This window comes from Brenneria corticis (genome assembly GCF_003115855.1).
Classification (GTDB): domain Bacteria; phylum Pseudomonadota; class Gammaproteobacteria; order Enterobacterales; family Enterobacteriaceae; genus Brenneria; species Brenneria corticis.
The window spans coordinates 319,645-342,877 of sequence record NZ_KZ819071.1; the positions used below are offsets into that span (position 1 = coordinate 319,645).

26 protein-coding genes are annotated in these 23,233 nt (G+C 50.2%); 13 read left to right on the plus strand and 13 right to left on the minus strand.

Annotated elements, in window-relative coordinates; translation table 11 throughout:
- Positions 1–150: 150 nt before the first annotated feature.
- The gene (locus tag DDT56_RS01480) at positions 151–1,509 is read left to right on the plus strand and encodes an MFS transporter (protein ID WP_136164733.1); all 1,359 of its coding nucleotides are present in this window, start codon (positions 151–153) and stop codon (positions 1,507–1,509) included.
- 129 nt (positions 1,510–1,638) lie between these two features.
- Here DDT56_RS01480 and DDT56_RS01485 read toward each other — a convergent pair whose 3' ends face one another.
- Together DDT56_RS01485 and DDT56_RS01490 are read right to left on the minus strand one after the other, a co-directional pair.
- Positions 1,639–2,592, minus strand: coding sequence for an aldo/keto reductase (locus DDT56_RS01485; RefSeq protein ID WP_136164734.1), 954 nt, complete (start codon positions 2,590–2,592; stop codon positions 1,639–1,641).
- A gap of 258 nt (positions 2,593–2,850) precedes the next feature.
- Complete coding sequence (locus DDT56_RS01490) at positions 2,851–3,147, minus strand: DUF1493 family protein (protein ID WP_136164735.1); 297 nt, start codon at positions 3,145–3,147, stop codon at positions 2,851–2,853.
- A gap of 575 nt (positions 3,148–3,722) precedes the next feature.
- On the opposite strand from DDT56_RS01490, the gene DDT56_RS01495 reads away from it, so the two are divergent.
- Positions 3,723–6,125 carry an SIR2 family protein gene (locus DDT56_RS01495; RefSeq protein WP_136164736.1) on the plus strand — a complete coding sequence of 801 codons (2,403 nt, stop codon included), beginning with the start codon at positions 3,723–3,725 and terminating at the stop codon, positions 6,123–6,125.
- 995 nt (positions 6,126–7,120) lie between these two features.
- A complete protein-coding gene (locus DDT56_RS25040; RefSeq protein WP_335341466.1) occupies positions 7,121–7,213 on the plus strand; it encodes a phage integrase N-terminal domain-containing protein in 93 nt (30 codons plus the stop codon).
- A 342-nt stretch (positions 7,214–7,555) separates the two neighbouring features.
- Here the strand turns inward: DDT56_RS25040 and DDT56_RS01500 are convergent, their stop codons facing one another.
- Complete coding sequence (locus DDT56_RS01500) at positions 7,556–7,819, minus strand: helix-turn-helix domain-containing protein (RefSeq protein WP_136164737.1); 264 nt, start codon at positions 7,817–7,819, stop codon at positions 7,556–7,558.
- A 121-nt stretch (positions 7,820–7,940) separates the two neighbouring features.
- On the opposite strand from DDT56_RS01500, the gene DDT56_RS01505 reads away from it, so the two are divergent.
- Complete coding sequence (locus DDT56_RS01505; RefSeq protein WP_136164738.1) at positions 7,941–8,204, plus strand: helix-turn-helix domain-containing protein; 264 nt, start codon at positions 7,941–7,943, stop codon at positions 8,202–8,204.
- A gap of 129 nt (positions 8,205–8,333) precedes the next feature.
- Positions 8,334–8,585: a helix-turn-helix transcriptional regulator gene (locus DDT56_RS01510; protein WP_136164739.1), complete on the plus strand. Its 252-nt coding sequence runs from the start codon at positions 8,334–8,336 to the stop codon at positions 8,583–8,585.
- Here DDT56_RS01510 and DDT56_RS01515 read toward each other — a convergent pair.
- From DDT56_RS01515 to DDT56_RS01525, 3 genes are all read right to left on the minus strand, one after another.
- Entirely contained in the window at positions 8,567–9,850 is a 1,284-nt protein-coding gene (locus tag DDT56_RS01515; RefSeq protein ID WP_136164740.1) for a tyrosine-type recombinase/integrase, read from the minus strand. The two genes, DDT56_RS01510 and DDT56_RS01515, sit on opposite strands and share 19 nt — an antisense overlap.
- Positions 9,851–10,086: 236 nt before the next feature.
- Positions 10,087–10,950: a YicC/YloC family endoribonuclease gene (locus tag DDT56_RS01520; RefSeq protein ID WP_136164741.1), complete on the minus strand. Its 864-nt coding sequence runs from the start codon at positions 10,948–10,950 to the stop codon at positions 10,087–10,089.
- 115 nt (positions 10,951–11,065) lie between these two features.
- Complete coding sequence (locus DDT56_RS01525; protein WP_136164742.1) at positions 11,066–12,019, minus strand: isoaspartyl peptidase/L-asparaginase family protein; 954 nt, start codon at positions 12,017–12,019, stop codon at positions 11,066–11,068.
- 226 nt (positions 12,020–12,245) lie between these two features.
- On the opposite strand from DDT56_RS01525, the gene DDT56_RS01530 reads away from it, so the two are divergent.
- Together DDT56_RS01530 and rph are read left to right on the plus strand one after the other, a co-directional pair.
- Complete coding sequence (locus DDT56_RS01530) at positions 12,246–12,674, plus strand: DUF3574 domain-containing protein (RefSeq protein ID WP_136164743.1); 429 nt, start codon at positions 12,246–12,248, stop codon at positions 12,672–12,674.
- 131 nt (positions 12,675–12,805) lie between these two features.
- Positions 12,806–13,522, plus strand: a complete 717-nt coding sequence (rph, locus tag DDT56_RS01535; RefSeq protein WP_136164744.1) for a ribonuclease PH — start codon at positions 12,806–12,808, stop codon at positions 13,520–13,522.
- A 72-nt stretch (positions 13,523–13,594) separates the two neighbouring features.
- Here the strand turns inward: rph and DDT56_RS01540 are convergent, their stop codons facing one another.
- Together DDT56_RS01540 and DDT56_RS01545 are read right to left on the minus strand one after the other, a co-directional pair.
- The gene (locus DDT56_RS01540; protein WP_136164745.1) at positions 13,595–13,957 is read right to left on the minus strand and encodes a type II toxin-antitoxin system HicB family antitoxin; all 363 of its coding nucleotides are present in this window, start codon (positions 13,955–13,957) and stop codon (positions 13,595–13,597) included.
- Positions 13,954–14,229: a type II toxin-antitoxin system HicA family toxin gene (locus DDT56_RS01545; protein WP_136164833.1), complete on the minus strand. Its 276-nt coding sequence runs from the start codon at positions 14,227–14,229 to the stop codon at positions 13,954–13,956. The genes DDT56_RS01540 and DDT56_RS01545 overlap by 4 nt, the downstream gene beginning before the upstream one ends.
- A 327-nt stretch (positions 14,230–14,556) precedes the next feature.
- Here DDT56_RS01545 and pyrE point away from each other — a divergent pair, with 327 nt between their 5' ends.
- Positions 14,557–15,198: an orotate phosphoribosyltransferase gene (gene pyrE, locus DDT56_RS01550; RefSeq protein WP_136164746.1), complete on the plus strand. Its 642-nt coding sequence runs from the start codon at positions 14,557–14,559 to the stop codon at positions 15,196–15,198.
- Between the two features lie 59 nt (positions 15,199–15,257).
- Here the strand turns inward: pyrE and slmA are convergent, their stop codons facing one another.
- The 3 genes from slmA to coaBC form a co-directional block, all read right to left on the minus strand.
- Positions 15,258–15,854: a nucleoid occlusion factor SlmA gene (gene slmA, locus DDT56_RS01555; protein ID WP_136164747.1), complete on the minus strand. Its 597-nt coding sequence runs from the start codon at positions 15,852–15,854 to the stop codon at positions 15,258–15,260.
- Positions 15,855–15,967: 113 nt separating this feature from the next.
- A complete protein-coding gene (gene dut, locus DDT56_RS01560) occupies positions 15,968–16,426 on the minus strand; it encodes a dUTP diphosphatase (protein WP_136164748.1) in 459 nt (152 codons plus the stop codon).
- On the minus strand, positions 16,395–17,651 hold the full coding sequence (gene coaBC / locus DDT56_RS01565; RefSeq protein WP_136164834.1) for a bifunctional phosphopantothenoylcysteine decarboxylase/phosphopantothenate--cysteine ligase CoaBC: 1,257 nt from the start codon (positions 17,649–17,651) through the stop codon (positions 16,395–16,397). Before coaBC ends, dut begins: the two co-directional genes overlap by 32 nt.
- Before the next feature lie 188 nt (positions 17,652–17,839).
- Between coaBC and radC the strand changes: the two genes are divergently transcribed.
- From radC to DDT56_RS01590, 5 genes are all read left to right on the plus strand, one after another.
- Positions 17,840–18,505 carry a RadC family protein gene (gene radC / locus DDT56_RS01570; RefSeq protein WP_136164749.1) on the plus strand — a complete coding sequence of 222 codons (666 nt, stop codon included), beginning with the start codon at positions 17,840–17,842 and terminating at the stop codon, positions 18,503–18,505.
- A 237-nt stretch (positions 18,506–18,742) separates the two neighbouring features.
- Positions 18,743–18,979: a 50S ribosomal protein L28 gene (gene rpmB, locus DDT56_RS01575; RefSeq protein ID WP_009110942.1), complete on the plus strand. Its 237-nt coding sequence runs from the start codon at positions 18,743–18,745 to the stop codon at positions 18,977–18,979.
- Positions 18,980–18,990: 11 nt separating this feature from the next.
- Positions 18,991–19,158 carry a 50S ribosomal protein L33 gene (rpmG, locus tag DDT56_RS01580; protein ID WP_004392084.1) on the plus strand — a complete coding sequence of 56 codons (168 nt, stop codon included), beginning with the start codon at positions 18,991–18,993 and terminating at the stop codon, positions 19,156–19,158.
- 126 nt (positions 19,159–19,284) lie between these two features.
- Positions 19,285–20,094: a bifunctional DNA-formamidopyrimidine glycosylase/DNA-(apurinic or apyrimidinic site) lyase gene (gene mutM, locus DDT56_RS01585; RefSeq protein WP_136164750.1), complete on the plus strand. Its 810-nt coding sequence runs from the start codon at positions 19,285–19,287 to the stop codon at positions 20,092–20,094.
- Between the two features lie 152 nt (positions 20,095–20,246).
- Entirely contained in the window at positions 20,247–21,233 is a 987-nt protein-coding gene (locus tag DDT56_RS01590; protein ID WP_168197550.1) for a glycosyltransferase family 9 protein, read from the plus strand.
- 26 nt (positions 21,234–21,259) lie between these two features.
- On the opposite strand, the gene coaD is transcribed toward DDT56_RS01590, so the two are convergent.
- The gene (gene coaD / locus DDT56_RS01595; protein ID WP_136164752.1) at positions 21,260–21,739 is read right to left on the minus strand and encodes a pantetheine-phosphate adenylyltransferase; all 480 of its coding nucleotides are present in this window, start codon (positions 21,737–21,739) and stop codon (positions 21,260–21,262) included.
- A 35-nt stretch (positions 21,740–21,774) separates the two neighbouring features.
- On the minus strand, positions 21,775–23,052 hold the full coding sequence (waaA, locus tag DDT56_RS01600; protein ID WP_136164753.1) for a lipid IV(A) 3-deoxy-D-manno-octulosonic acid transferase: 1,278 nt from the start codon (positions 23,050–23,052) through the stop codon (positions 21,775–21,777).
- Positions 23,053–23,233 lie beyond the last annotated feature (181 nt).

A 23,233-nucleotide genomic window follows, 5' to 3' on the forward strand; every position in this document is an offset into this window, starting at 1 on the left:
ATATGATTGATTGCTTTGAAATTGCGCCTGCTTACAAACTCGATAAATAAAGCCATGATGCCGAAATAAGAATATTTATTCTTAGCTTCATTATGCCATCACCGCGATATTTAATGGTTTGTCGCCAGGAAATATTTCGAGGCATGAATAATGGAACACTATAATAATATTGGAGCAAGGCTAGACCGACTGCCATTATCAAAATTACACTATCGAATATTTGGCATCATTGGTTTTAGTCTGTTGATTACCGGATTTCTGAGCTATTCCGGCAATGTTGTCCTGGCGAAACTGGTAAGTAACGGCTGGTCAAACAACTATCTTAATGCCGCATTTACATCGGCCCTGATGCTGGGTTATTTTATTGGCTCGCTGTCGGGCGGTTTTATTGGAGATCGTCTTGGTAGGCGGAAAGCTTTTCGCATCAATCTGCTTATCGTGGCGGTTTCGGCGATCGCGGCCTCATTTGTGCCTGACATGTACTGGCTAATCTTCTTCCGTTGTCTGATGGGGATTGGCATGGGTGCGCTTATCATGGTTGGCTATGCCTCTTTTACCGAATTTATCCCGCCCAATGTACGGGGTAAATGGTCCTCGAGGCTGTCATTTGTCGGAAATTGGGCGCCGATGATATCCGCCGCGATCGGCGTCGTGGTTATTTCCCTGCTTTCCTGGCGGGTTATGTTCCTGTTGGGGGGATTATGGATGCTGATCGCATGGTTTTTCTCGGGGTCATTTTTTATTGAATCACCCAGATGGTTAGCCGGTAAAGGCAAGAAAGATCTGGCGGAAGCCAGCCTTCAGGAAATAGAACAACGGATCGAACAGGAAAAACACATAACGCTTACGGTCAGCCATATATCGCAGGATGAACACGATTGCTGCGTTGAAAATGGTTCATTTTGGCTGCTGTTTAAGGGCGGAATGCTGCGAAGAACGCTCGTTGCAATAACGGTTTTGGTGGCGATGAATATCTCTTTGTACACCATAACCGTCTGGATCCCGACGATTTTTGTTAATTCAGGTATCAACGTCACAAAATCTATATTTATGACCGCAGTGATTATGATCGGCGCGCCTACCGGTATTTTTATTACGGCAATAGTCATCGATAAATTGCCACGTAAACTTTTTGGTTCAGGTCTATTGATTATCATCGCGATACTGGGGTATTTCTACGCTATCCAGAAAGACGAATGGGCGATAATTTTCTGTGGTCTGGTGATGATTTTTTTCCTTTATATGTACGTCTGTTTTTCCTCTGCGGTGTATATTCCCGAGCTATGGCCAACGCATATGCGTTTGCGCGGCTCTGGTTTTGTTAATGCGATCGGCCGCATTGTCGCCGTTTTTACCCCTTATGGCGTTGCGGCGCTATTAACGCATTACGATTCGATAACGGTATTTATTGTATTAGGCATGTTGCTGGTTTTTTGTGCGCTGATTTTGTTTTTCTTTGGTATTGAAACGCGGATGGTTCCACTGGAGGAAATATCGGGTTTATCGTGAACCTTTACGCCCGACCCCGATATATTGAGGGCGGGCAGGGTATGACGCTAAATCATTCGGGTTACAGGAAAGCCAGCGCGCCAGCAACCCGAAATGACGGTATATATTACCTTGGAGTTTCCTGTCGGTTCAGGCGCTTGCCGCGTCAAGCTCCGCAATATCCGCGCGGGAAAGCGTCAGCGAGACCGCTCTGGCAAAACTTTCGATCTGGGCCGTGCTTGTGGCGCTGGCGATAGGCGCGGTAACGCCTTCGCGCTGTATCAGCCATGCCAGCGCCACTTCCGCTGGACGGGCGTTCTGACGGGCGGATACCGCATCAAGCGTATTAAGGATCGCGCTCCCCCGTTCAGTCAGGTATTTTGCCACACCCTCGCCGCGCCGGGACTGCGACAAATCGTCCTTCGAGCGATACTTACCGGAAAGAAAACCTGAGGCCAGACTGTAGTAGGTGACCACGCCAAGTCCTTCTTTGATGCACAGGTCGCGCAACGCGCCGTCATAGGCGCCGCGATCGTAAAGATTATATTCAGGCTGAAGCACCTGATAGCTGGGCAGCCCCGCGTTTCTGGCCGCCTGGAGCGCATCGGACAACTGGCTGGCATTGAGGTTGGACGCGCCGATCGCTTTCACCTTCCCGGCTTTCAAAAGTTTTTCATACGCTCCCAGCGTTTCCTCATAAGGCGTTTCCGCGTCGGGCCAGTGCGAGAAATAGAGGTCAATGGCGTCAATGCCCAGCCGTTTCAGTGAGTCTTCAACGGCCTGGGCGATCCAGCGTGCCGACAGCCCCTTCTGACCGGGTTGTCCTAAATCGGCGCCCACTTTGGTAAATAGCGTCACCTTTTCGCGCGCGCCCGGTCTTGCCTTCAGCCATTTGCCAATAATGGTTTCCGACTCTCCGCCTTTGTTGCCTGGCGCCCAGGCTGAATAGACATCGGCAGTATCAATCGCGTTAAAACCGTGATCGACGAAGGCGTCCAGCACGTCAAAGCTGGTCTTTTCATCGATTGTCCACCCAAACACATTACCGCCGAATACCAGTGGTGCGATAGTGAGACCGGTATTACCCAGTTTTCGTTTTTCCATTCGAATTCCCCTTTATGAAATGGTATCAGGCAACGGGCCAGGATAAATCGCCGTTGCCCATTTTTGATCGCAGAACAGAGCGCTTTCATTCACTTCTAGGTATAGCATCCCGGCGGCCTGGCCGTGCGCCGGAGAACAGAGGTTACTGAAGATAGGGGGGATAACATATACACGCTTAAGCCGGGGAATGCTGATACTTGCCCGCCAGGTCGGCGGCAGTTATAAAACGTTTCACCATCAATTCAGGCGTTTACTCTTTCAGTATAGCCAGTGACCGGCTCGCGCTGATTCGATCAACATGCTGATTGTTAGAGGTTGATGCGGTGTGCTCAGATTGGGTGGAAAAAACTTATCGAAATCAATTTCTTTTGGATTGATAGAGAATTTTTCGGCATAGTTTTCCAGTAGTTCGGCAGCGTCTTCCGGCGCCATCCTGAAATCCGCATTCAGATCGGTTTCCTTTTTCAATGGGTAGCGTTTACGTAACCAAAACCAGTAGCCGTTATACCCTTCGACAAGGTCAAATACGGCTTTTTCAATATCATCGTTCACCAGATTTTGTCCATGCTCTGATTTGTATGTCTGTCAGTTTCGCCATGCTTACCCTGTCTCATGGCTGTGTACATAAATCGTGTGTCATAAATGCGAGTATGTACACGTCTATGTACACACAAAACACGCGCTGTAGTGATACGATATGAGACTATATAAAACAAAAAAGGCCATGATTTACAATGGCCTTTTTATCCTGATGCGACTGAGTGAGACAACACGGGATCGGGTGAAACGTTATTCGATATTTTGGATCTGTTTGTTGAATATGAATAAAAGGTATTAGAAATTAGATTGTTAGTATGATTTTGTCTGTGGTTGCGATGGTTTACTACCCGATGTACTACCCGTTTGGAATTACATGCTTGATAAATCTGCACTATTCATTATAACCTATTGAATGTAATGATTAATTCTTCATATGTACTGGTATGGGTATTTCTAACAATGAAATAAAATCCTTAAGTTATCAAATCAACAGTATTTTATAATATTAAAAAATTAATTGCGTTAACAGATTCTTTGAATTAAATATATACTTAACTTGTTAAAACTCATTAAACTATTGGGGAGCTATTATGGATTTCACTCAGGCATTATATTGGGCTTTCAAAGGAAAAGCTGTTGTTTTTTTAGGTGCCGGATTTAGTTATGAGGCAAGAAATAAAAAAGGAGAGGGATTTCCCAGTGGGAATGAGCTTGCGAAAGATCTTAAGGTTCAATTAGAGTACGATGATGATGAAGATTACGTATTAAAAGAAATATCGGAAGAATTTATTGATGAATTAGGTAAGGAAAATCTATATAGATATATATTAGATAAGTTTAATGTATATAGTTATACTGAGGATTATAAGTTTTTTTCTCAAGTCCCATGGCGTAGATTATACACGACTAATTATGATAATGTTATTGAAGATACTTATAGAAAAAATTGCAAGGATATAAATCCCCTTGTTATAAAGGATAGTCCGTCACTAATAGTTCCGAATAAAGCTAACTGCATTCATATAAATGGATTTGTGGAAAAAATGGATTTAAAGGATTTTAATTCTGATTTTAAATTAACAGAAACAAGCTATTTAACGGAGATATTTGTCGATAGTAAATGGAAGACGGTTTTCAATACTGATCTTAGGGATTCCAAAGTAATAATATTTATTGGATATTCTGTTTATGATATTGATATAGAAAAAATATTGATTGAAAATCCGGAGTTTAGCGAGAAAACATTTTTTATTACGGAAGAATCACCATCAAAAAGAGTTATCAGAAAGCTTGAAAAGTATGGTGTTATAGTGAATATCGGAGTTGCTAATTTTTTGAAAGAGTTAGAAAAAAAGGAAAGTGAAATTGACTGGGAGCATGAAGAAGTTGAGCCTAATTATCTTTCAATCTCAAAAATAGAAAGAGATGCAAAGTTTATTGCTCCTGTCACGAATGATGTGATTGATTTACTTCTCTATGGTAAATATAAGGAAGATGTAATAAGAAACGATATTCTGAATAAGGAAAGTAGATATTTTATATTTCGTGATGGTATAACCGATATTCCCTTTGATTTTAAAAATCATTCTAGTGTAGTCATCCATTCTAAAATGGCAAATGGCAAAACACTTTTCTCTCAAGGAGCAACTGAATATTTGCTTGAGCATGGATATACTGTATTTAAATTAAATGATGGGAAAGAAATTACTAGTGAAGAGATTGAGTGGATTAAAAAAGAAAAAAAACCTGTAATTATTATAGAGAATTATCAAAGGAACTTTAGAAGTATTAAGCTTATAAATTCTATGAACGAAGATACCATTAAGCTCATCCTCACTGCAAGGACAGAGCTACATGAGATTTTTTGTGAAAATCTTGATGACGAAGTAATTATTTTTTCTGAAATAGATATTAATAAATTACGAGATGTGGAGATAAAAAATATTATAGACATACTTGACAATAACGGACTTTTTGGAAACAAGTCGGCAATGTCAAAGAAAGGAAAACTTGATTATATAAAAAATAAAATGAGAGGAGAGTTCTCACTAATTTTGTCAGATATCCTCGATGCTCCACAAATTAAAGAACGCATTGCTGTTCTTTTAAATGAAATTAATAGTAATCGAGATTTTGAAGAGGTTGTCATTCTATGTTCTTTATCAAGTTATTTAAATTTTGAGTTGGATGCTTTAGATATACAAACTTTATTAAATGTTAGACGCATTGGTAGTGTTGGATTTTTAAAAGATACTGCTATATCTCAAGTTTTACAAAAGGATGTTAAAGGGAATTACATATTAAAAAATCCTATTTTAGCTAAGCATTTACTAAATATTTTTGTGAGTAAAAATCCTGCTGGCATGCTCGATTTTATTGTGAATATTTATGCTGGATTAGATAAGAATAGTACATTTGAACCCAAATTTAAATTCTTAGCAAAAGATTTGAATATATATTCAAATTTGCTTAAAATATTTGGCAGTAAAAATTCAGTAATTATTGAAGATTTTTATGATAGAGTGAAAAATTATTTGGATAATACCACCAATCAGCATTTTTGGTTGCAGTATGCGATTGCAAAAATTACATCTTCTGAGCACTCAACAGCAGAGAGATTTATTGAAACAGCGTATTCATTAGCTAAAAGACATAAAGGTTATAACTATGATTGGATAAATTGCCAATATGCAAGGCTACTGATTGAAAGTGCGTGGTTGCAGAAAACACCTACAGATATGGTTAATCAATTAAAATATGCACATTCATTAATAATTGAACAGGATAATAGACATTATCCATTTAGAATAGCAACAAAGTATTGTGATTTTTTACGTGAACATAGCAGTCGGTTAAGTCCAGCCCATAAACAAGAGGTTATTAGTCTAGTAAGGGAGTTCTATAATAAGTACGATGTAACATTAAGAACATTGAATAATTCAGGTCATCCCATTATGGAGACTTTCAAAAGAGAAGCTTTAAAAATATTATAAATATAAGCTTTATATATTATGGTCGAATGGTTGTAAAAAATTCGACCTAATTAGCATCATGTTTTTATTAATCTATTAAATAATGGCCTGAGGTTTTAATTTATCAAAGTTTGAGTGTAAAATGTTTTTGAATGTTACATTAACTTTTCTCTCAGTTAAATAATAATGTAAATCCATCTATTTTGGTCCTATACATTTTTATATCTCCAGATTTTCATGTAGTACCCTGAATTTAGTCTCATCGCTTAACGATGTTATTTGGTTAAAACGCGACCTAAAATGGGGCATCATGAAGAAAGTACACTTCACCGAAACTTAGCTCATGTGGTTAGTTTGTAATATAGCGTTTCACCATAATTTACGCTTTTTTATTACGCCTTTGGTGTATTTCGTTCAGGAGCCAACAAGCGCAGCGCGTTAGCCGCTTGATATACGGATTTTGGCGCAGTAAATTATCAGTGTTATACCGCTGCTGCACGCAGCACTCCCATGTTGCCACGACCTTCAAGGCAACGCGCAGGACCAACCTGTGTGGTCGACTCCCAACCCGCCTCGCTACCAGATCGCTGCGGCGATGGTAGCTCCCTTATCCCAACGCCTTAGGGCTGCCTCAGCCTAGCTTACCCATGAGGCAGCGGCGTCACTTCATACGGCGCAAAGCCGTTGCAAGTGACGCCGCTAACGATCTCTGCGCCAGCCCTTACACCACAGCGCTTTCCGGCGCGACCTGTCATCTGACGCTCATTTTCTGCGTCAATTCTCATCAACCCACTTATCAGAGGAGGACTGAACCGATACCTGAGGCAGGCTTTCAGCCTGAGGGGATTACCCTGCTGATGCAGGCGGCTGCACCGAGTGCATAACCGATATCCCCGTCATACCTCAACCGCTGCCGCTCCGGCGCGCAGGTATTGTTCAGTGCGGCACGGTAAATCCGTGCCGTAAATCGCCGTGCGCCGGAGAATAGAGGTTATTGAGGATGGGGGGATAGCATAATGTCACGCTTAAGCCGGGAGATGCAGACGCTGGCCCGACAGGTCGGCGGCAGCCATACCGGGAAGCCAGCGCGCTGGTATCGATGGATTTAGGGCATGGAGACGGGCGCGGGCGGTATGTGCAGCAGGTCTACGGCAGAACGGCGTAGGCCCTTTCCCCTGGCTGGCCCATCAGTTCACGTTCTTCAGGTAACCCCGCCAGCCAGGGAAAAAGATCAGATTGGCGCTGAGGTGGGGAATATAAGTGTTACCAGGGTGGTACTGGTGGGGGTACCCGGCCCCAAAAAACCGGGTTCCCCCACTATCCACGTATATAGCGGAGTCAGGTGGGGAGAATGACCAAAAACCGCATGCTGACGGGGTTGAACGTCAGATCGTCGTTTTCTAGTGGGGGAAAACACGATCCGTCTGCAAGTCGGGCGAAAATGGGGGAAGTCAGGCGGATTTTTTTCTGATCTGCTTGTGGCGTTCAATCAGGTTGCCTTTTTCATCGAAGTAGCGGCTCGGCCAGATCTCCGACGGATGAATACCTAATGCCTCCGCGATCAGAAATTCGCCTTTCGGCCAAGGGCGGGTAAGCACGTTCGCCAGCGTTGAAGAGCTTAATCCTGCCTGCCGGGATACCGCTGCCATCGTTATCTTTTTCTTGTGTAACGAGGCAATTATGTCTGCCGGATGCATATCAATTTTGTTAGTCATGCTTCCTCCTTGCTCGTAGAGACAGAATAATTTTTCAATATCAATACTAAGTAATACTTAGTACATTTTCAACAGGCAGACATGAAAATCACCGCTGGTTATCCAGTCGGTCGGGATTCTTATGCTGCCATATCGTTTGAAGGAAGCCAGATTAAAAGCCGGTTTATCGCAGCAGCAGCTTGGTGTGCTCGCCGGTATCGACGAGGCGACGGCCAGCGCACGGATGAATCAGTATGAGCGCGGCGTGCATACGCCTGATTTTGAACTGGTGTGCAGGTTAGCCGCTGTGTTGAATATCCCTGCCAGTTATTTTTACACCGTTGAAGATGATTTAGCAGAAATCATCCTTACTTACGCCCGCCAGAAAAAGACCGACGCTTTTTAAATCTCCCCCTTTCTGGATTTAAGCAATAAAAACGCGTAGTTGAGAAAGCATTGCTAAGTAATGCTTAGTATATTTTCAATAGGTTAGCGTGAAAACTACGGCTTATATATCGTGTAAGTCGGGATCCTCATGCTGCCATATCGTTTAAAAGAAGCCAGACTAAGAGCGGGCCTGTCGCAACAGCGGCTTGGGGTTCTGGCGGGTATTGATGAAGCCACGGCCAGCGCGCGGATGAACCAATATGAGCGCGGTGTGCATACGCCTGATTTTGATCTTGCCTGCCGACTGGCGGCGGTGCTTGATGTTCCTGCCTGCTATTTTTATACCGTCGAAGACGATCTTGCCGAAATCATTCTGAATTATCATCCTACGAAAAAATAGCGCCTGTCTGCGTTATTGCTCTGTTCGTTCGAAGCGCTGTGCAGATCGTTGTTCTCAATAACCGGCTTAACGAGGTCGGCCAGTTTACAATGCGCTTCCCGCCGTTCCTCAAAGTAATCATACCGATCGTAAATGCCTTCAACGCCTTTCAGCTTATGATTAAGGCACCGTTCGGCGACATAACCCGGAACGCCTAACGCGGCCAGCAGGCTGCGGCAGGTGCGGCGCAGGTCGTGTACGGTGAACGGTTCAAGTTCACCCATGCGATTGGGCGGTTGAATTTTTCTTCCCGGTTCGCGGCCGAAAAGTTTGGCGATCGCCCGGTTGAGGGTATCGCTGCCCATATGCAGAGAACCGCTGGCCCGGCGGTTGGGGAATACATACGCTGAACCGCAGGCGCGTATCTTCAATTCACGCAGCCATTCCAGCGTCAGCGGGGGGAGGGGAATCACAATGGCGACGCCCGATTTGCTCCTTGTCGCAGGCAGTTCCCACGTTGCGTCTTCGAGGGAAAATTCATCCCATTGGGCTTCGGTCAGTTCGCTTTTGCGTACGCCAAGCACGATCAGTAATGCGCAAGCCAGATAGTTATCGCGAGTGAAGCTGTCGCTCTGGTTGCGGAATACCTGAAAAACCTGCGTCAACTCTTCCAGACTCAACGCCCGGTCGCGGCTTTTTTCAATGCCGCCCGCATCATCCACCTTGAACGCCGCCGCCGGGTTATGGACGAGAAGCCCAAGTTTTATGCCGTGATTAAACAGTTGTTTCAGGTACATCAGCGCATCGTTGGCGGTGCAGGGCCTGCCGCTAGCGGTGATTTGCTGGATGATGGCGCGTATGTCCAGCGGTGTGACCTTGCCTAACGTCAGCTCGCCAATGTGTGGCGCGATCTCTCTGGCGAAGATCCGCTGTGGGATATGCGGGTGCTTAAGGCGTCGCACCAAATCCTGTTTCCAGTCGTTAAACAGATCGTTGACGGTATGGATTCTGGCGGGGTGATTGCGTTTACGTTCGGCGATGGGATCGTCGCCTTTCCTGACCTTCCTGCGGGCGTCTTCGGCCTGAGAGCGGGCTTCCGCCAGCGACAGATCGGACGGTTTGCCCAGCGTGAGCGAACGGCGTTTGGCGTTCAGGGTATAGCGCAGCATCCAGTAAGGTTCGCCGCGCTGCGGCAACATAAGGTATAGTCCCTGACCGTCGTTGTATCGTCCGGGACGGCTTGCTTTCAGGATGGACTGTATGGTTTTAACGGTCAGATTTCCCATGTCCTGCCTCCCTAAGGTATCCCGCCAGCGCCCGTCAATCGTGGCCTGCGCGAAAAAGTGGGTAGTACATAGGTTATAAAACGAACATTTTGGCTTGTAAAGCGATTGTACTACCCAATGTACTACCCACTTGGCAGTGGATTTCGGTGGATTCGGGTAGTGCGCGATAGACGTTTATAGCAACAAAAACGCCCTGAAAACAGGGCGTTGTGGCAGTCGGTGGAGCAGGGTGGAAATTATTCGATATTTTGGATCTGCTCCCGCATCTGCTCAATCAGCACCTTGAGTTCGATGGCAGAGGCGGTGACGTCGGCGTTGATGGATTTGGACGCCAGCGTGTTGGATTCGCGGTTGAACTCCTGCATCATAAAGTCCAGGCGTCGGCCGACGGCTTCTTCTTTCTTCAGGATTTTATAGGTTTCCGCCACGTGCGCTTCCAGACGGTCTAGCTCTTCCGCCACGTCGACACGCTGCGCCATAATGACCAGCTCCTGCTCCAGGCGGTTATTTTCCAACTGTACCTGGGCGTCTTCCAGTTTGCTGAGCAGCCGTTCGCGCTGCCATTGCAGAATATTCGGCATCTGCGCGCGCACTTTGGCGACTTCGCCGCTGACGCCGGCCAGGCGCTGTTCTATCAGTCCTTTTAGGGCATGGCCTTCGCTTTCCCGCGCGCTGATAAAGTCATCCAGCGTACGGTCCAACGCCTGCAACAGTTCGGCGCTGATGGCGTCCAGATCCTGCTCTTCCGCGGCCATTACGCCGGGCCAACGCAGAATATCGACCGGGTTGATTTCCCCTTCGTCGCTCTGCATTTTTACCCAGTTGGCGGCGCTGACCAGCTGTTTTGCCAGATTTTCATTCAGAATCAGCGAGCTTTGCGCCCGCGGGTCGAGATCAAAACGCAGGTTGCATTCAATTTTACCGCGGGTCAGACGGGTACGGATGCGATCGCGAATAACAGGCTCCAGACTGCGGAACTGTTCCGGTAAACGGATGTAGGTTTCCAGATAGCGCTGGTTAACGGAACGCAGCTCCCAGGCTGCGCTTCCCCAGTCACCCTTGACTTCTCGCCGGGCGTAAGCGGTCATACTGCGAATCATCGGTGCATACCTGTAGAGCAAATGATGCAGGGATTATAGCGTTGTGTCTCCGGGCAGGGTAGGACAAAATCGCCCGGTCGTCGCGCGGCGGGGGGGCCAGCGGTTTATAAAACCATTAGCGGTAAATTCTCGTCTGCGGAGCCTTCCCGACATAACCGTAACCGCGATACATCCCTTCGCTGTTAAACGGCAGCGCGATATTGCCGTGGCGATCGACGGCGATCAGCCCGCCGCTGCCCTTCAGGCGCGTCAGCTTTTCCATCACCACCCGATCCGTGGCCTGTTGCAGGGAAAGCCCGGCGTATTCCATCAGCGCGGAGACATCATAGGCGGCAACGGTGCGCATAAAGATTTCGCCAGTGCCGGTGCAGGAAACCGCCACGCTGCGGTTATTGGCGTAGCAGCCCGCGCCAACGATCGGACTGTCGCCGACCCGACCGGCCTGTTTATTGGTCATGCCGCCGGTGGAGGTGGCCGCGGCAAGGTTTCCGGCGCTGTCCAGCGCTACCGCGCCAACGGTGCCGAACTTGCGGTCCGGGTCGATAGGGGCGCCGTCAGCCCGCCCGTCATGATCCAGCACGACGTCGCCTTCCCCGGCCTGCGCGTTATGCAATTGCCGGCGTCGTTCCTCGGTAGAGAAAAACGCCGGTTCGACCATTTCAAGGCCGTGCCGGCGGGCGAAGGCTTCCGCGCCTTCAGCGGTAAACATCACATGCTGGCTCTGTTCCAGTATGCTCCTGGCCGCCAGCACCGGGTTACGGATATGGCTGACGCAACTGACGGCGCCCGCGTCCAGCGTACGGCCATCCATAATGCTGGCATCCAGTTCGTGGGTTTCATCATGGGTAAATACCGAACCCCGTCCGGCATTAAACAGCGGGCACTCTTCCAGCAGCCGGACGGCTTCGGTCACGGCGTCCAGCGCGCTGCCGTGGCGCGCCAGAATCTGCTGCCCGCAGGCGATAATGTCGGCCAGCGCGGCCAGATAGCGCTGCTCTTTTTCGCTACTCATGGCGGATCGGGTCAGGGCGCCGGCCCCGCCGTGGATCACGATCACGGGTTTTGTCATGGGATAAATTCTCTTCTCGATAATCGGCACGCGGAACTTCAGCATCAGTTCAATATGATAAGCAGCCTGAATGCGTGATGCGACGCTTTTATGCGATGCGTCAAGCGCTCGTCCACGTTAAGCGCTGAAATATCATCACCATGGCTCTGCCTGAGGTTATTCCCCGGCGCGCCATAAATTTTGTTATTTTACGCCCTGAATATGATGATTAAGGCAAGGAATGACAATGAAAACAGGCAGCAGACTTTCCGCGTTGGCATTGGCTTTTGTACTGGCGGGCTGCGTCTCGGCGGGTAAACCCACGGAGCCGGCCGCGGCCCGGTGCGTAACCGGCGAGAGCATGACGCAAACCACCCTCTATTTTGGCCTCAACCGTCCCGACGGCCCGGTGATTAGCGCCGGCGAATGGCAGGCTTTCGTCGACGGCGAGGTGACGCCGCGCTTTACCGAGGGGCTATCGGTATTTGACGCCAAAGGACAATGGCTGGGCAACGATGGCGTGCTGGCGCGGGAAAACAGCAAGGCGTTGCTGCTGATCCACGCGGCGGATGCGGCGAACGAAACGAAAATCGAGGCGCTGCGTTCAGGGTATAAACAGCGCTTCCGCCAGGATTCGGTGATGCGCGTCGATGCGCCGGTCTGCGTCGCGTTTTGAGTATCGCTCCGACGCAGATGTTTTGCGTTCGCACCAGGCGAGAAAATATAAGCCGCTGCCGGCCGGTAGGCATTGCGCCGCTAAGGCCGTATAATGCGCGCCAGTTAACATTTTCCCGCCGGAGATAAGTCATGCGCCCTACAGGCCGAAGTGCACAACAAGTACGCCCCCTGAAATTAACCCGTCATTACACAAAACACGCCGAAGGGTCCGTTTTGGTTGAGTTCGGCGACACCAAGGTTTTATGTAATGCCACGGTTGAAGAGGGCGTGCCGCGCTTTCTGAAAGGACAGGGCCAGGGCTGGGTCACCGCCGAATACGGCATGTTGCCGCGCGCCACGCACAGCCGTAACGCGCGTGAAGCGGCAAAAGGCAAGCAGGGCGGGCGCACGCTGGAGATTCAGCGCCTAATTGCCCGCTCGCTGCGGGCGGCCATCGACCTTAAAGCGCTGGGCGAATTCACCATTACGCTGGATTGCGACGTATTGCAGGCGGACGGCGGCACGCGTACCGCGTCCATAACCGGCGCCTGCGTGGCGCTGGCCGATGCGCTGAACAAGTTGGTGGCCAGCGGCAAATTGAAGAAAAATCCGCTGAAGGGCATGGTGGCGGCGGTTTCCGTCGGCATCGTCAACGGCGAGGCGGTTTGCGACCTGGAATATGTGGAAGATTCCGCGGCGGAAACCGATATGAACGTGGTGATGACCGAAGACGGCCGCATGATTGAAGTGCAGGGCACCGCCGAAGGCGAGCCCTTCACCCACGAAGAACTGCTGTCGCTGCTGGCGTTGGCGCGCGCCGGGATTGAAAATATTATCCGCGCGCAGAAGGCCGCGCTGGCGGATTGATTTTTGATGGCGGGTTATCCCCGCCTTTTCAACCGACTCCGGTGCAGATTGGGTAATCAGTACCGGCCATGATCAAACGCCCTTCATACGTTCGTTAAGCGTTTCAACAATAAAGGAATTTACGGAAATCTGACGTTCTGCGGCGGCAATCGCCAGACGTTCGCCAAATGATTCCGGATAGCGAAGGGTAAAGGTTTTCACCTTTTCCTCCTGTTCATAGGGCGCTATGCCATTTTGCTGACAATCTTGCAGATATTCGCGTAACGAGATCTCCCCCTCGTTTTTCAGTCCGTCAATGCTGTCGGCGACAAAGTCGCAATAGCCCGACAGGCCAATAAATTTGCCACGAAACATACCGATTTCAGGTACATAACTGATGATAGCCGGTTGTCCGGCAACGACCATGGTATTGGGTGTGGTGCGTACTTTCGTCATGGTTTGACCCCTATGCTTTCCAGCCATTCACGCAGACTGACCAGCGCGCCTTTATCCGTATCTGGCGATGGATGAGGGCGATGGAATCGTGCAATACTGCCGTTAAGTAAAAAGCGTACCCGCGATCCGCTGCCTTCCTTGATCTCACCGCCTAATGCTTCGATAAGTGACTCGATGTTTGACCATTTAACGCCAGAAAGTACCGGCGTTTTAAAAATCTGGTGCAGCGTTTCCCGCTGCTTTTTTCTTAGACAGGCTATTTTTTCCTGCATTGCCGGTTCCATGAATTCATCTTTTGAAATCATTTTAGAGGTTGTAAATGTGAAGTCAATTTATGAAGTCAAATTCTATCGTCCACTTCTTTAATACAAATGCACTTAACCGGATGAAAGGTGCTGAGGTGTTGCCGATGAGGGTAATTTTCACACTGCAAAAAACGCCAAGGCATGCGAACATACGACAAACGAGGGGTTCTTTCGGTGTGCAGCAGGCTATCCGTCAGATGTAGTTATAGTTAATCGTTGGATGATTACAACAGTTTGTAAAATAAGATATTAATCGGGTGAATCGATTCCCCCGTAAGACGAGGAGACGCAGTAATGAAGGCCTATCAGCGCCAGTTTATTGAATTTGCGCTTAGCAAACAGGTATTGAAATTCGGTGAATTCACGCTGAAATCAGGACGTATCAGCCCTTATTTCTTTAACGCCGGATTATTTAATACCGGGCGTGACCTGGCGTTGCTGGGGCGTTTTTATGCCGAGGCGCTGGTGGATTCAGGCATTGAATTCGATCTGCTGTTCGGCCCGGCTTACAAAGGCATTCCTATTGCCACCACCACGGCGGTGGCGCTGGCGGAACATCACCAACGCGACCTCCCTTACTGCTTTAACCGTAAAGAAGCCAAAGATCACGGCGAAGGCGGCAGCCTGGTGGGCAGTCCGCTACAGGGACGGGTCATGCTGGTTGACGACGTTATCACCGCCGGTACGGCGATCCGCGAATCAATGGAAATTATTACGGCTCACGGCGCCACCCTGGCCGGGATCATGATTGCGCTGGATCGTCAGGAGCGTGGGCGCGCCGAGATTTCGGCTATTCAGGAAGTAGAACGTGATTATCAGTGTAAGGTGATTTCCATCATTACGCTGCAGGATCTGGTCGCCTATCTGGCGGAAAAACCGGAAATGACCGCATACCTGATGGCGGTGCAGGAATATCGTCGGCAATACGGTATTTAAGCCATCGTCCAATCCCGCCAGAAAGGCGTCTGGCGGGAATCGGATAGCGGGAAGGAACGTCAGTGCAACTGTGCGGCCAGCAGAGGCCAGCGGGTATCAAATTCCTGCGTGGGGCGATAGCGGAATTCCGAACGGATAAACCGCGAGAGCATGCCTTCGCAAAATGCCAGCAGCTGGCTGGCGAGCAGCGTTTCATCGTGCTGAAAACCCTTGCCGTCACGTAATTTCTGCTCGCGCAATACCTGACGCAGCTGCGATTCGATACGTTCAAATAACTGATTGATGCGGCCCTGCAAACGGTCCTGTTCAAACATCAGCGCGTGCCCGGTGAGAATGCGGGTCAAACCTGGGTTACGTTCCGCAAATCCCAGAATAAGCAATAAAATCAGGCGCAGACGGTTAAACGTCTCTTTTTCATCCTGCAGAATCAGATTGATGCGGGTAGTCAGACTATCCTCGATAAACTCGATCAGGCTGTCGAACATCTTTGTTTTGCTGGGGAAGTGCCGATAAAGCGCGGCTTCAGATACCCCAACGTTCGCGGCCAGTTTTGCTGTGGTAATGCGTTGGCTGCCGTCGCTGGATTCCAGCATTTGCGCCAGCGCCTGCAAAATTTCCTCGCGACGATTCCGTTTCGTATTTCCTTTTTCTGCCATGTCTGAAAAGACCCTTGCTAAAAATTTGACCGACAAGCACCCGGCAGCGCCACAGTCACTCTAAGCTGCTGTGGCTTATATGAATTTTGATAATACCGGATGGCAGGGGCGTGTTAGTTACGGCCCGAATGGCCGAAACCGCCTTCTCCACGTTCGCTGCTGACGAAATCTTCGACCAGATTAAACTCGGCCTGAACGACGGGAACGAAGATCATCTGGGCGATACGCTCGCCCGGTTCAATGGTGAATGTCTGCTGACCGCGATTCCAGACGGAAACCATTAATTGCCCCTGATAATCGGAGTCGATCAGCCCGACCAGATTACCTAACACCACGCCATGCTTGTGGCCCAAGCCGGAACGCGGCAGAACCATGGCCGCCAGGCCGGTATCGGCAATATGAATCGCCAGTCCCGTCGGTATCAGCGTGGTTTCCCCGGCTTGCAGTTCCACCGCCTGATCCAGGCAGGCTCGCAGATCCAGCCCGGCGGAACCCGGCGTGGCGTAGGTGGGTAATGGGAATTGTTGACCGATACGCGGGTCAACAATCTTTACGTCGATTTTTTTCATCATAACGGCTGACAATCTCGTCGATTAAATGTTGGCCAAGAAGACGCTTGTCGCATTGCGGCAACTGCTTGTCCCCGTGGTGCCAGAAAAGATGTAATGCATTGGTTTCACTGTTAAAACCATGCCCGGAAAGGGAGACGTCGTTAGCGCAGATTAAATCCAGATTTTTACGCGCCAGCTTTTGCCGCGCGTATTCTTCCACATTCTGGGTTTCGGCGGCAAATCCGACGACATAAGGCCGGCTTTCACCCATGGCGGCGACATCCGCGATGATATCCGGATTTTTGATCAGGGTGACAGTCATTTCATCACCGCGCTTTTTGATTTTTTCATCTGCGACCAGCTTGGCCCGGTAGTCGGCAACCGCGGCGCAGCCGATAACAATATGCTGCCGCGCGGCTTCGGCCATCACCGCCTGCCGCATATCCAGCGCGCTGTTGACATCGATACGCTTAACGTCAGGCGGCGTCGCCAGGGCTACCGGCCCGGTAATCAGCGTGACGTTCGCGCCTCTGGCGGCGGCGGCCTGGGCAATGGAAAAGCCCATTTTTCCCGAACTGTGATTGCTGATGAAACGCACCGGGTCAAGCGCTTCGCGCGTCGGGCCGGCGGTGATCATGATATTCAGATGTTGCAGGTCGCGGGTCTGCGTGAAGTGGCGCTGCGCCAGTTCGACAATCTCCAGCGGGTCAATCATCCGGCCGGGGCCGATGTCGCCGCACGCCTGGCTGCCGCTGTCCGGCCCCCATAGCTGCAAACCGCGGGCCGCCAGCGTGCGGAGGTTGTCCTGCGTCGGCGCCGCGCGGTACATCTGCTGGTTCATGGCGGGAACAACGGCGATGGGGGCGGGCGTCGCCAGACACAAGGTGGTCAGCAGATCGTTGGCCATACCGGCGGCCAGACGCGCAATCAGGTCGGCGGTGGCGGGCGCCAGAATCACCAAATCCGCCCATTTCCCCAGCTCGATATGGCCCATGGAGGCTTCGGCCGCCGGGTCGAGCAGGTCGTCCGACACCGGATAGCCGGACACGGCCTGCAAGGTCAGCGGCGTGATAAAGGCTTTGGCGGCCGATGTCATGACAACCCGTACTTCCGCACCGCTGTCGCGCAGTCGCCTTACCAGCTCAGGGCATTTGTAAGCGGCGATGCCCCCGCTGATACCGAGCACGATGCGTTTGCCAGCAATACGTTTAGCGGAAAGCCCGTTCAGGCTGGAAAGTTCCGTCATCATCATTGTCCGACTAAAAACTGAAAGAGGCGTTATTTTACCATAACCTTGAGTTGAGAGAGGAGTGTTAAGCCTTCAGACCGATTGGCGGACAATAATTGCGAAGCGCTTCGCAGCCTGTTACGGCTGACGTCGTCCCGTTGTCCGGGGCGTGTAATGATGGCGTTCAGTCAATGGAAGGAGGTTCGATGGGCTGGGGAAATGAGCAGACGCCGCGGGAGAAATTAGTAAGTTTAGGCGCAGAGGCGCTGACGGATGCCGAACTGCTGGCGATTTTTTTACGCACCGGGTTGCCCGGTATGCATGTTATGCAACTGGCGGAGAGTTTGCTGCTGCAGTTTGGCTCGCTGTATCAATTGATGTCCGCCGATCGGGACGCGTTTTGTCACGCGAAAGGCGTCGGCATTTCAAAATACGCGCAGCTAAAAGCGGTGGCGGAATTGTCCCGTCGGCTGTTTTCGTCCCGCCTGGCGAAGGAAAATGCGATGCTGAGCCCGGAGATCACCGGGCAGTATCTGCAATTATTGCTGTCCCGCCAGGAGCGGGAGGTGTTTTTAGTCATGTTTCTGGATAATCAGCATCGGGTGATTCGTCATCAGGAGATGTTTGCTGGTACCATTGACTGCGTCGAAGTACACCCGAGGGAAATTGTGCGCGAAGCGTTGAAAAGCAATGCCGCCGCGTTGATTTTGGCGCACAATCACCCGTCGGGGAAAGCGGAGCCCAGTCAGGCCGACCGTGCGATAACCGAACAAATCATCAAAGCCTGCCTGCTGTTGGAGATTCGCGTGCTTGATCATCTGGTTATCGGGCATGGCGAGTACGTCTCTTTTGCCGAGCGCGGGTGGATTTAAGCGATTTTTCCGCGATCCTGAGGGATCTTTAGCTGTTCGGGACTTGAGCGCTCACGCTTCAGAGCGTATACTACGCCACCTTTGAGAATCTTGGGTGTGGCGTTAAGAGCCTATCTCAGCAGGTTTACCCTGATGACGGAGTCTTTTCAGTGAAGTTGCTGAGATGGGCTCTAGAGCCTGACGAGGCGGCGACACCCTATACGAAGCTCGAGCTGATTTGATTTTTGGAGAATAGACATGTCCCGAGTCTGCCAAGTTACTGGCAAGCGTCCGGTGACCGGTAATAACCGTTCCCACGCACTGAATGCGACCAAACGCCGTTTTCTGCCGAACCTGCACTCACACCGTTTCTGGGTTGAAGGTGAAAAGCGCTTTGTAACGCTGCGCGTATCTGCTAAAGGTATGCGTGTTATTGATAAGAAGGGTATTGAGACGGTTCTGGCCGATCTGCGTGCCCGTGGTGAAAAGTATTAAGGAACTGAATCATGGCTAAGGGTGTTCGCGAGAAGATCAAGCTGGTTTCTTCTGCTGGTACTGGTCACTTCTATACCACCACGAAGAACAAGCGCACGAAGCCGGAAAAACTGGAACTGAAGAAATTCGATCCGGTTGTCCGTCAGCACGTGATCTACAAAGAAGCTAAAATTAAATAATTTTAGTGAATTATTGAAAAACCCGGCCAAGGCCGGGTTTTTTTACGTTGGTCTGTTCAGCCCTGTCTTGGGGGGCGCTGGCGGTGCGCTTTTATGTCAAGCACCAGAATTTCCAGGAGATAACGCATGCCTGAATTGCCTGAGGTTGAAACCAGTCGGCGGGGGATTTCGCCCTATCTGGTAGGCCATACGATCCTCTATGCCGAAGTGCGCAACGCCCGTTTGCGCTGGCCGGTTTCCAGCGAGATTTTATCCCTCAGCGATCGGGTCGTTCTGGGGGTGCATCGGCGCGCCAAATATCTGCTGATTGAATTAACCGACGGGTGGATCATTGTTCATCTGGGCATGTCCGGCAGCCTGCGTATCCTGCCTGAGTACATCGAACCGGGTAAACACGATCACGTGGATTTGGTGATGGATAGCGGCAAGGTGCTGCGCTATACCGATCCCCGCCGCTTCGGCGCCTGGCTATGGACGAACACTCTGCAAGAGAGCACGGTGCTGGCCCATTTGGGGCCGGAACCGCTGAGTGATGATTTTTCCGCTGACTACCTGTACCTGAAATCACGCGGCAAGAAGACGCGGGTTAAATTGTGGATTATGGATAATAAAGTGGTGGTTGGCGTGGGGAACATCTATGCCAGCGAATCCCTGTTCGCGGCGGGTATCGACCCGGACCGAGCGGCCGGCTCGCTAAGCGAGGCCGAGACGGCGCGACTGGCGGAAATCATCAAACAGGTGCTGCAGCGTTCGATTGAGCAAGGCGGGACAACGCTGCGTGATTTTCTGCAATCAGACGGCAAGCCGGGATATTTTGCCCAGGAACTGCAGGTTTACGGCCGTACCGGCGAGCCTTGCCGGGTATGCGGCGCGCCGATACAAATAGCCAAACACGGTCAGCGCAGCACGTTTTTCTGCCGAGTCTGTCAGCGATGATTGACGTTGTACCCGCCATATTTCAAGCCGCGGGGCGATTTGTCGCCTGGCGGCATTTTGCAATCTATTGAGTATAGATTAATTAAGTATTTATTATTGCCGACTTAGGAATTGATATGTTTTTTTTCAAAAAAGTAAGACATAAAAAAGAGATTAATTGCATATTAGTTATTCGTATAGATTTTCTTGGTGATATGGTATGTACGACATCGTTGTTGCATGATTTGAAAAAACGCTGGCCCGATTCGGAACTCCATGTGCTTGCTAATAAATATAATGCGCCTATTCTGGATGATAATCCGGATGTCGCTAAGATACATTATTATGTTTATTCAAAGAAGTATGAAAAAAATATCAATCCCGGCTTTTTAAATGCCATGCTTGATAAGGTAAAGTTGATTTTTACCTTAAGAAAAATAAATTTTGATTTGCTGGTTATTCCCAATGGCGGGATGAATAAAAACTCAGTTCAGTTCGCCAATTTACTTAATGTCAGGGATGCGCGCTGGCATAATGAAAAAACCGGATTTGATGATCGGAATCAATCGCATATTGCCACCAGACCAATAAAGCACGAAGTGCTTTCAGGTTATGAGCTCGTGCCAGAGCTGGGTAAGGTCGATATTGATAAGCTGAATTTATATGTTTATCCGAATGAATTGCTTACCAAAAAGTGGGGAGAGCGCTTAGGCGACAAGATGAGCCCGCGAATCGGATTCTTTATTTCCAATAAAAGTCCGGCGCGAAAACTCTCATGGGATAAGTGGCGCGAGCTGATTGGGAAATTAGGAAATGATACGGAAATTATTATTTTCCATGCTCCTAACGATCGGCCCTCGCAGGAACAGCTGTCAGGTAAGCGCGCTCGCTGCGTATCAACTGATACGGTAGCTGATTTAGTCTCGGTGATGAGCTATCTGGATATCGTTGTCTCGGCTGATAGCGCTCCGGTGCATCTTGCCTCGGCATTGAAAATACCCGTTGTGGCGTTATTTGAGTCCCGGCCCGAGAAGTATTTACGCTGGTATCCCCTCGGCGTGGAGAATATTCTTCTTCATGAAGGGAAAATTGTCGATGATATTTCCGTTGCCTCGATAGAGCGTGCGATAGTTACCCTGTTAAATAAATCGCAGGAATAAAACGCACCGGTATGCGAACCGTTTCGTTACCGGAGTTTATCGTTTAATGCGTTCGCAATCGGTTCGGGCAGGAAAGGGGAAACATCGCCGCCGTGACGGGCCACTTCCTTGACCAGCGAAGAGGAAATAAACGACCACTCTTCGGAAGGCATCAGGAACACGCTTTCCAGCGCCGGCATCAGGTGGTGATTCATTTTCGCCAGCTGAAGTTCGTACTCGAAATCGGCAACGGCGCGCAATCCCCGCACCAGGATGGTGGCTTGTTGGCTTTGCGCGAAATGCGCCATCAGCTCGCTAAAGCCGATGACTTCCACGTTCGGCAGGTGCCGGGTGACTTCCTGCGCCAGCGCCACGCGCTCATCAAGGGTAAATAAGGTCTTTTTACTCGGGCTGGCGGCCACCGCCAGCACCAGATGGTCGAACAGGCGCGATGCCCGGGTCAGTAAATCCAGGTGACCGTTGGTTAGCGGATCGAAAGTGCCGGGGTAAATCGCTTTGGTCGTCATGGTTCTTTCGCTCCTGTGCTCAAAGCCACTGCCAGTTAGTGGATGCGGGGTGGCAGATAAGGCGCCAGCAACGAGAGCAACTTCTGCAAGGCCCCTTGATTCTGATGCAACACCTCGACGGCATGCCTGCCATAATAGCGGCGGTAGTCCTCATCGGCGAGCAGATTCCCCACTTCCTTGGTCAGCGAGGCCTTATCGGTAACGGTAATCAGGCCATCCGCCTGCTCAAGTTTATTGCAGATATCTTTAAAGTTGAAAGTATGCGGCCCCATAAGAACGGGGATGGCATGCGCCGCGGCTTCGAGCGGATTGTGTCCGCCTCGTTCAACCAGGCTGCCGCCGACAAATGCCAGATCGGCAATGCCGTATAGCAACATCAATTCGCCCATGGTATCGCCGATAACCACCTGCGTCTTGGCCGAGGGTTGCTCGCCGCTGCTGCGCAAGGTGTAGGTGAAACCTGAGCTTTGCGTCAGCGCCTGGGTGGTCGCGAATCGTTCCGGGTGCCGGGGCACCAGAATAAGCAGCAAATCCGGGTAGGTCGCCAATAGCTGACGATGCGCGGCTAACACGATGGCTTCCTCGCCTTCGTGGGTGCTGGTGGCGATCCATACCGGACGGTGCGGCGCCCACTGACGCCGCAGCGTCACCGCGCGGGCCGCCAGCTCCGGGGTAACGGAAATATCGAACTTGAGGCTGCCGGTAACCGTCAGACTTGATCGTTTCAAACCGAGAGCGATAAAACGTTCCCCGTCCTCCTGATTTTGCGCGGCAACCAGGGTGATGCGCTGTAGAATGCGACGCGTCAGACTGCCTATTTTTTTATAGCCGGCCGCTGAGCGCGCGGAGAGGCGCGCGTTGGCGATCACCAGGGGAATATTGCGTTTATGCAGTTCGGCGATCAGGTTGGGCCACAGTTCGGTTTCCATGATGATCACCACTTTGGGACGCACCTGATTAAAAAAACGTCGCAGAGCAAAGGGCAAATCGTAAGGCAGATAGACGTGGTAGACCGAATCGCCGAAAGCGGAACGCACGCGCTCTGAACCGGTTGGCGTCATGGTGGTGACGGTTATCGGCAGATTAGGGTAACGATGACGCAGCGCCCTGACCAGTGGAATGGCCGCCAGCGTTTCTCCCACAGACACGGAATGCAGCATGATGCCATCCGGTCGCACTTTCTCGGCGCAAAATCCATAGCGTTCGCTCCAGCGCCTGCGGTAAGCCGGCGCTTTGCGACCGCGAATCCACAGTCGGATCCATATCAGTGGCTGGATAAGGTACAGAAGAACGGTGTAAAGGGCTTGTAACATTGGTCTTGGCTATTATTGGTTATCGCTGGAGGGGGATTTTATCGGGTTAAGCAGGATAAGGCTAATTGTAAAACAGAGGACCGGTATTTCTCGCGCGAATACCGGGTATTCAACTCTTTCTTAAGAGTCGAAAATTACAATATGTCTCTCCTGGTTACCATGGTTAAGTTTACAATCAGAC

Bases quoted from the DNA above. Each gene is read 5' to 3' on its own strand.
- rph (WP_136164744.1), top strand. From the start codon at position 12,806: ATGCGCCCTACAGGCCGAAGTGCACAACAAGTACGCCCCCTGAAATTA.
- DDT56_RS01480 (WP_136164733.1), top strand. From the start codon at position 151: ATGGAACACTATAATAATATTGGAGCAAGGCTAGACCGACTGCCATTA.
- rpmB (WP_009110942.1), top strand. From the start codon at position 18,743: ATGTCCCGAGTCTGCCAAGTTACTGGCAAGCGTCCGGTGACCGGTAAT.
- mutM (WP_136164750.1), top strand. From the start codon at position 19,285: ATGCCTGAATTGCCTGAGGTTGAAACCAGTCGGCGGGGGATTTCGCCC.
- DDT56_RS01540 (WP_136164745.1), bottom strand. From the start codon at position 13,957: ATGACGAAAGTACGCACCACACCCAATACCATGGTCGTTGCCGGACAA.
- rpmG (WP_004392084.1), top strand. From the start codon at position 18,991: ATGGCTAAGGGTGTTCGCGAGAAGATCAAGCTGGTTTCTTCTGCTGGT.
- DDT56_RS01515 (WP_136164740.1), bottom strand. From the start codon at position 9,850: ATGGGAAATCTGACCGTTAAAACCATACAGTCCATCCTGAAAGCAAGC.
- coaD (WP_136164752.1), bottom strand. From the start codon at position 21,739: ATGACGACCAAAGCGATTTACCCCGGCACTTTCGATCCGCTAACCAAC.
- DDT56_RS01520 (WP_136164741.1), bottom strand. From the start codon at position 10,950: ATGATTCGCAGTATGACCGCTTACGCCCGGCGAGAAGTCAAGGGTGAC.
- DDT56_RS01485 (WP_136164734.1), bottom strand. From the start codon at position 2,592: ATGGAAAAACGAAAACTGGGTAATACCGGTCTCACTATCGCACCACTG.
- waaA (WP_136164753.1), bottom strand. From the start codon at position 23,052: ATGTTACAAGCCCTTTACACCGTTCTTCTGTACCTTATCCAGCCACTG.
- DDT56_RS01545 (WP_136164833.1), bottom strand. From the start codon at position 14,229: ATGCAGGAAAAAATAGCCTGTCTAAGAAAAAAGCAGCGGGAAACGCTG.
- DDT56_RS25040 (WP_335341466.1), top strand. From the start codon at position 7,121: ATGTCACGCTTAAGCCGGGAGATGCAGACGCTGGCCCGACAGGTCGGC.
- DDT56_RS01525 (WP_136164742.1), bottom strand. From the start codon at position 12,019: ATGACAAAACCCGTGATCGTGATCCACGGCGGGGCCGGCGCCCTGACC.
- radC (WP_136164749.1), top strand. From the start codon at position 17,840: ATGGGCTGGGGAAATGAGCAGACGCCGCGGGAGAAATTAGTAAGTTTA.
- dut (WP_136164748.1), bottom strand. From the start codon at position 16,426: ATGATGAAAAAAATCGACGTAAAGATTGTTGACCCGCGTATCGGTCAA.
- slmA (WP_136164747.1), bottom strand. From the start codon at position 15,854: ATGGCAGAAAAAGGAAATACGAAACGGAATCGTCGCGAGGAAATTTTG.
- DDT56_RS01510 (WP_136164739.1), top strand. From the start codon at position 8,334: ATGCTGCCATATCGTTTAAAAGAAGCCAGACTAAGAGCGGGCCTGTCG.
- DDT56_RS01495 (WP_136164736.1), top strand. From the start codon at position 3,723: ATGGATTTCACTCAGGCATTATATTGGGCTTTCAAAGGAAAAGCTGTT.
- DDT56_RS01500 (WP_136164737.1), bottom strand. From the start codon at position 7,819: ATGACTAACAAAATTGATATGCATCCGGCAGACATAATTGCCTCGTTA.
- DDT56_RS01505 (WP_136164738.1), top strand. From the start codon at position 7,941: ATGCTGCCATATCGTTTGAAGGAAGCCAGATTAAAAGCCGGTTTATCG.
- pyrE (WP_136164746.1), top strand. From the start codon at position 14,557: ATGAAGGCCTATCAGCGCCAGTTTATTGAATTTGCGCTTAGCAAACAG.
- DDT56_RS01530 (WP_136164743.1), top strand. From the start codon at position 12,246: ATGAAAACAGGCAGCAGACTTTCCGCGTTGGCATTGGCTTTTGTACTG.
- coaBC (WP_136164834.1), bottom strand. From the start codon at position 17,651: ATGACGGAACTTTCCAGCCTGAACGGGCTTTCCGCTAAACGTATTGCT.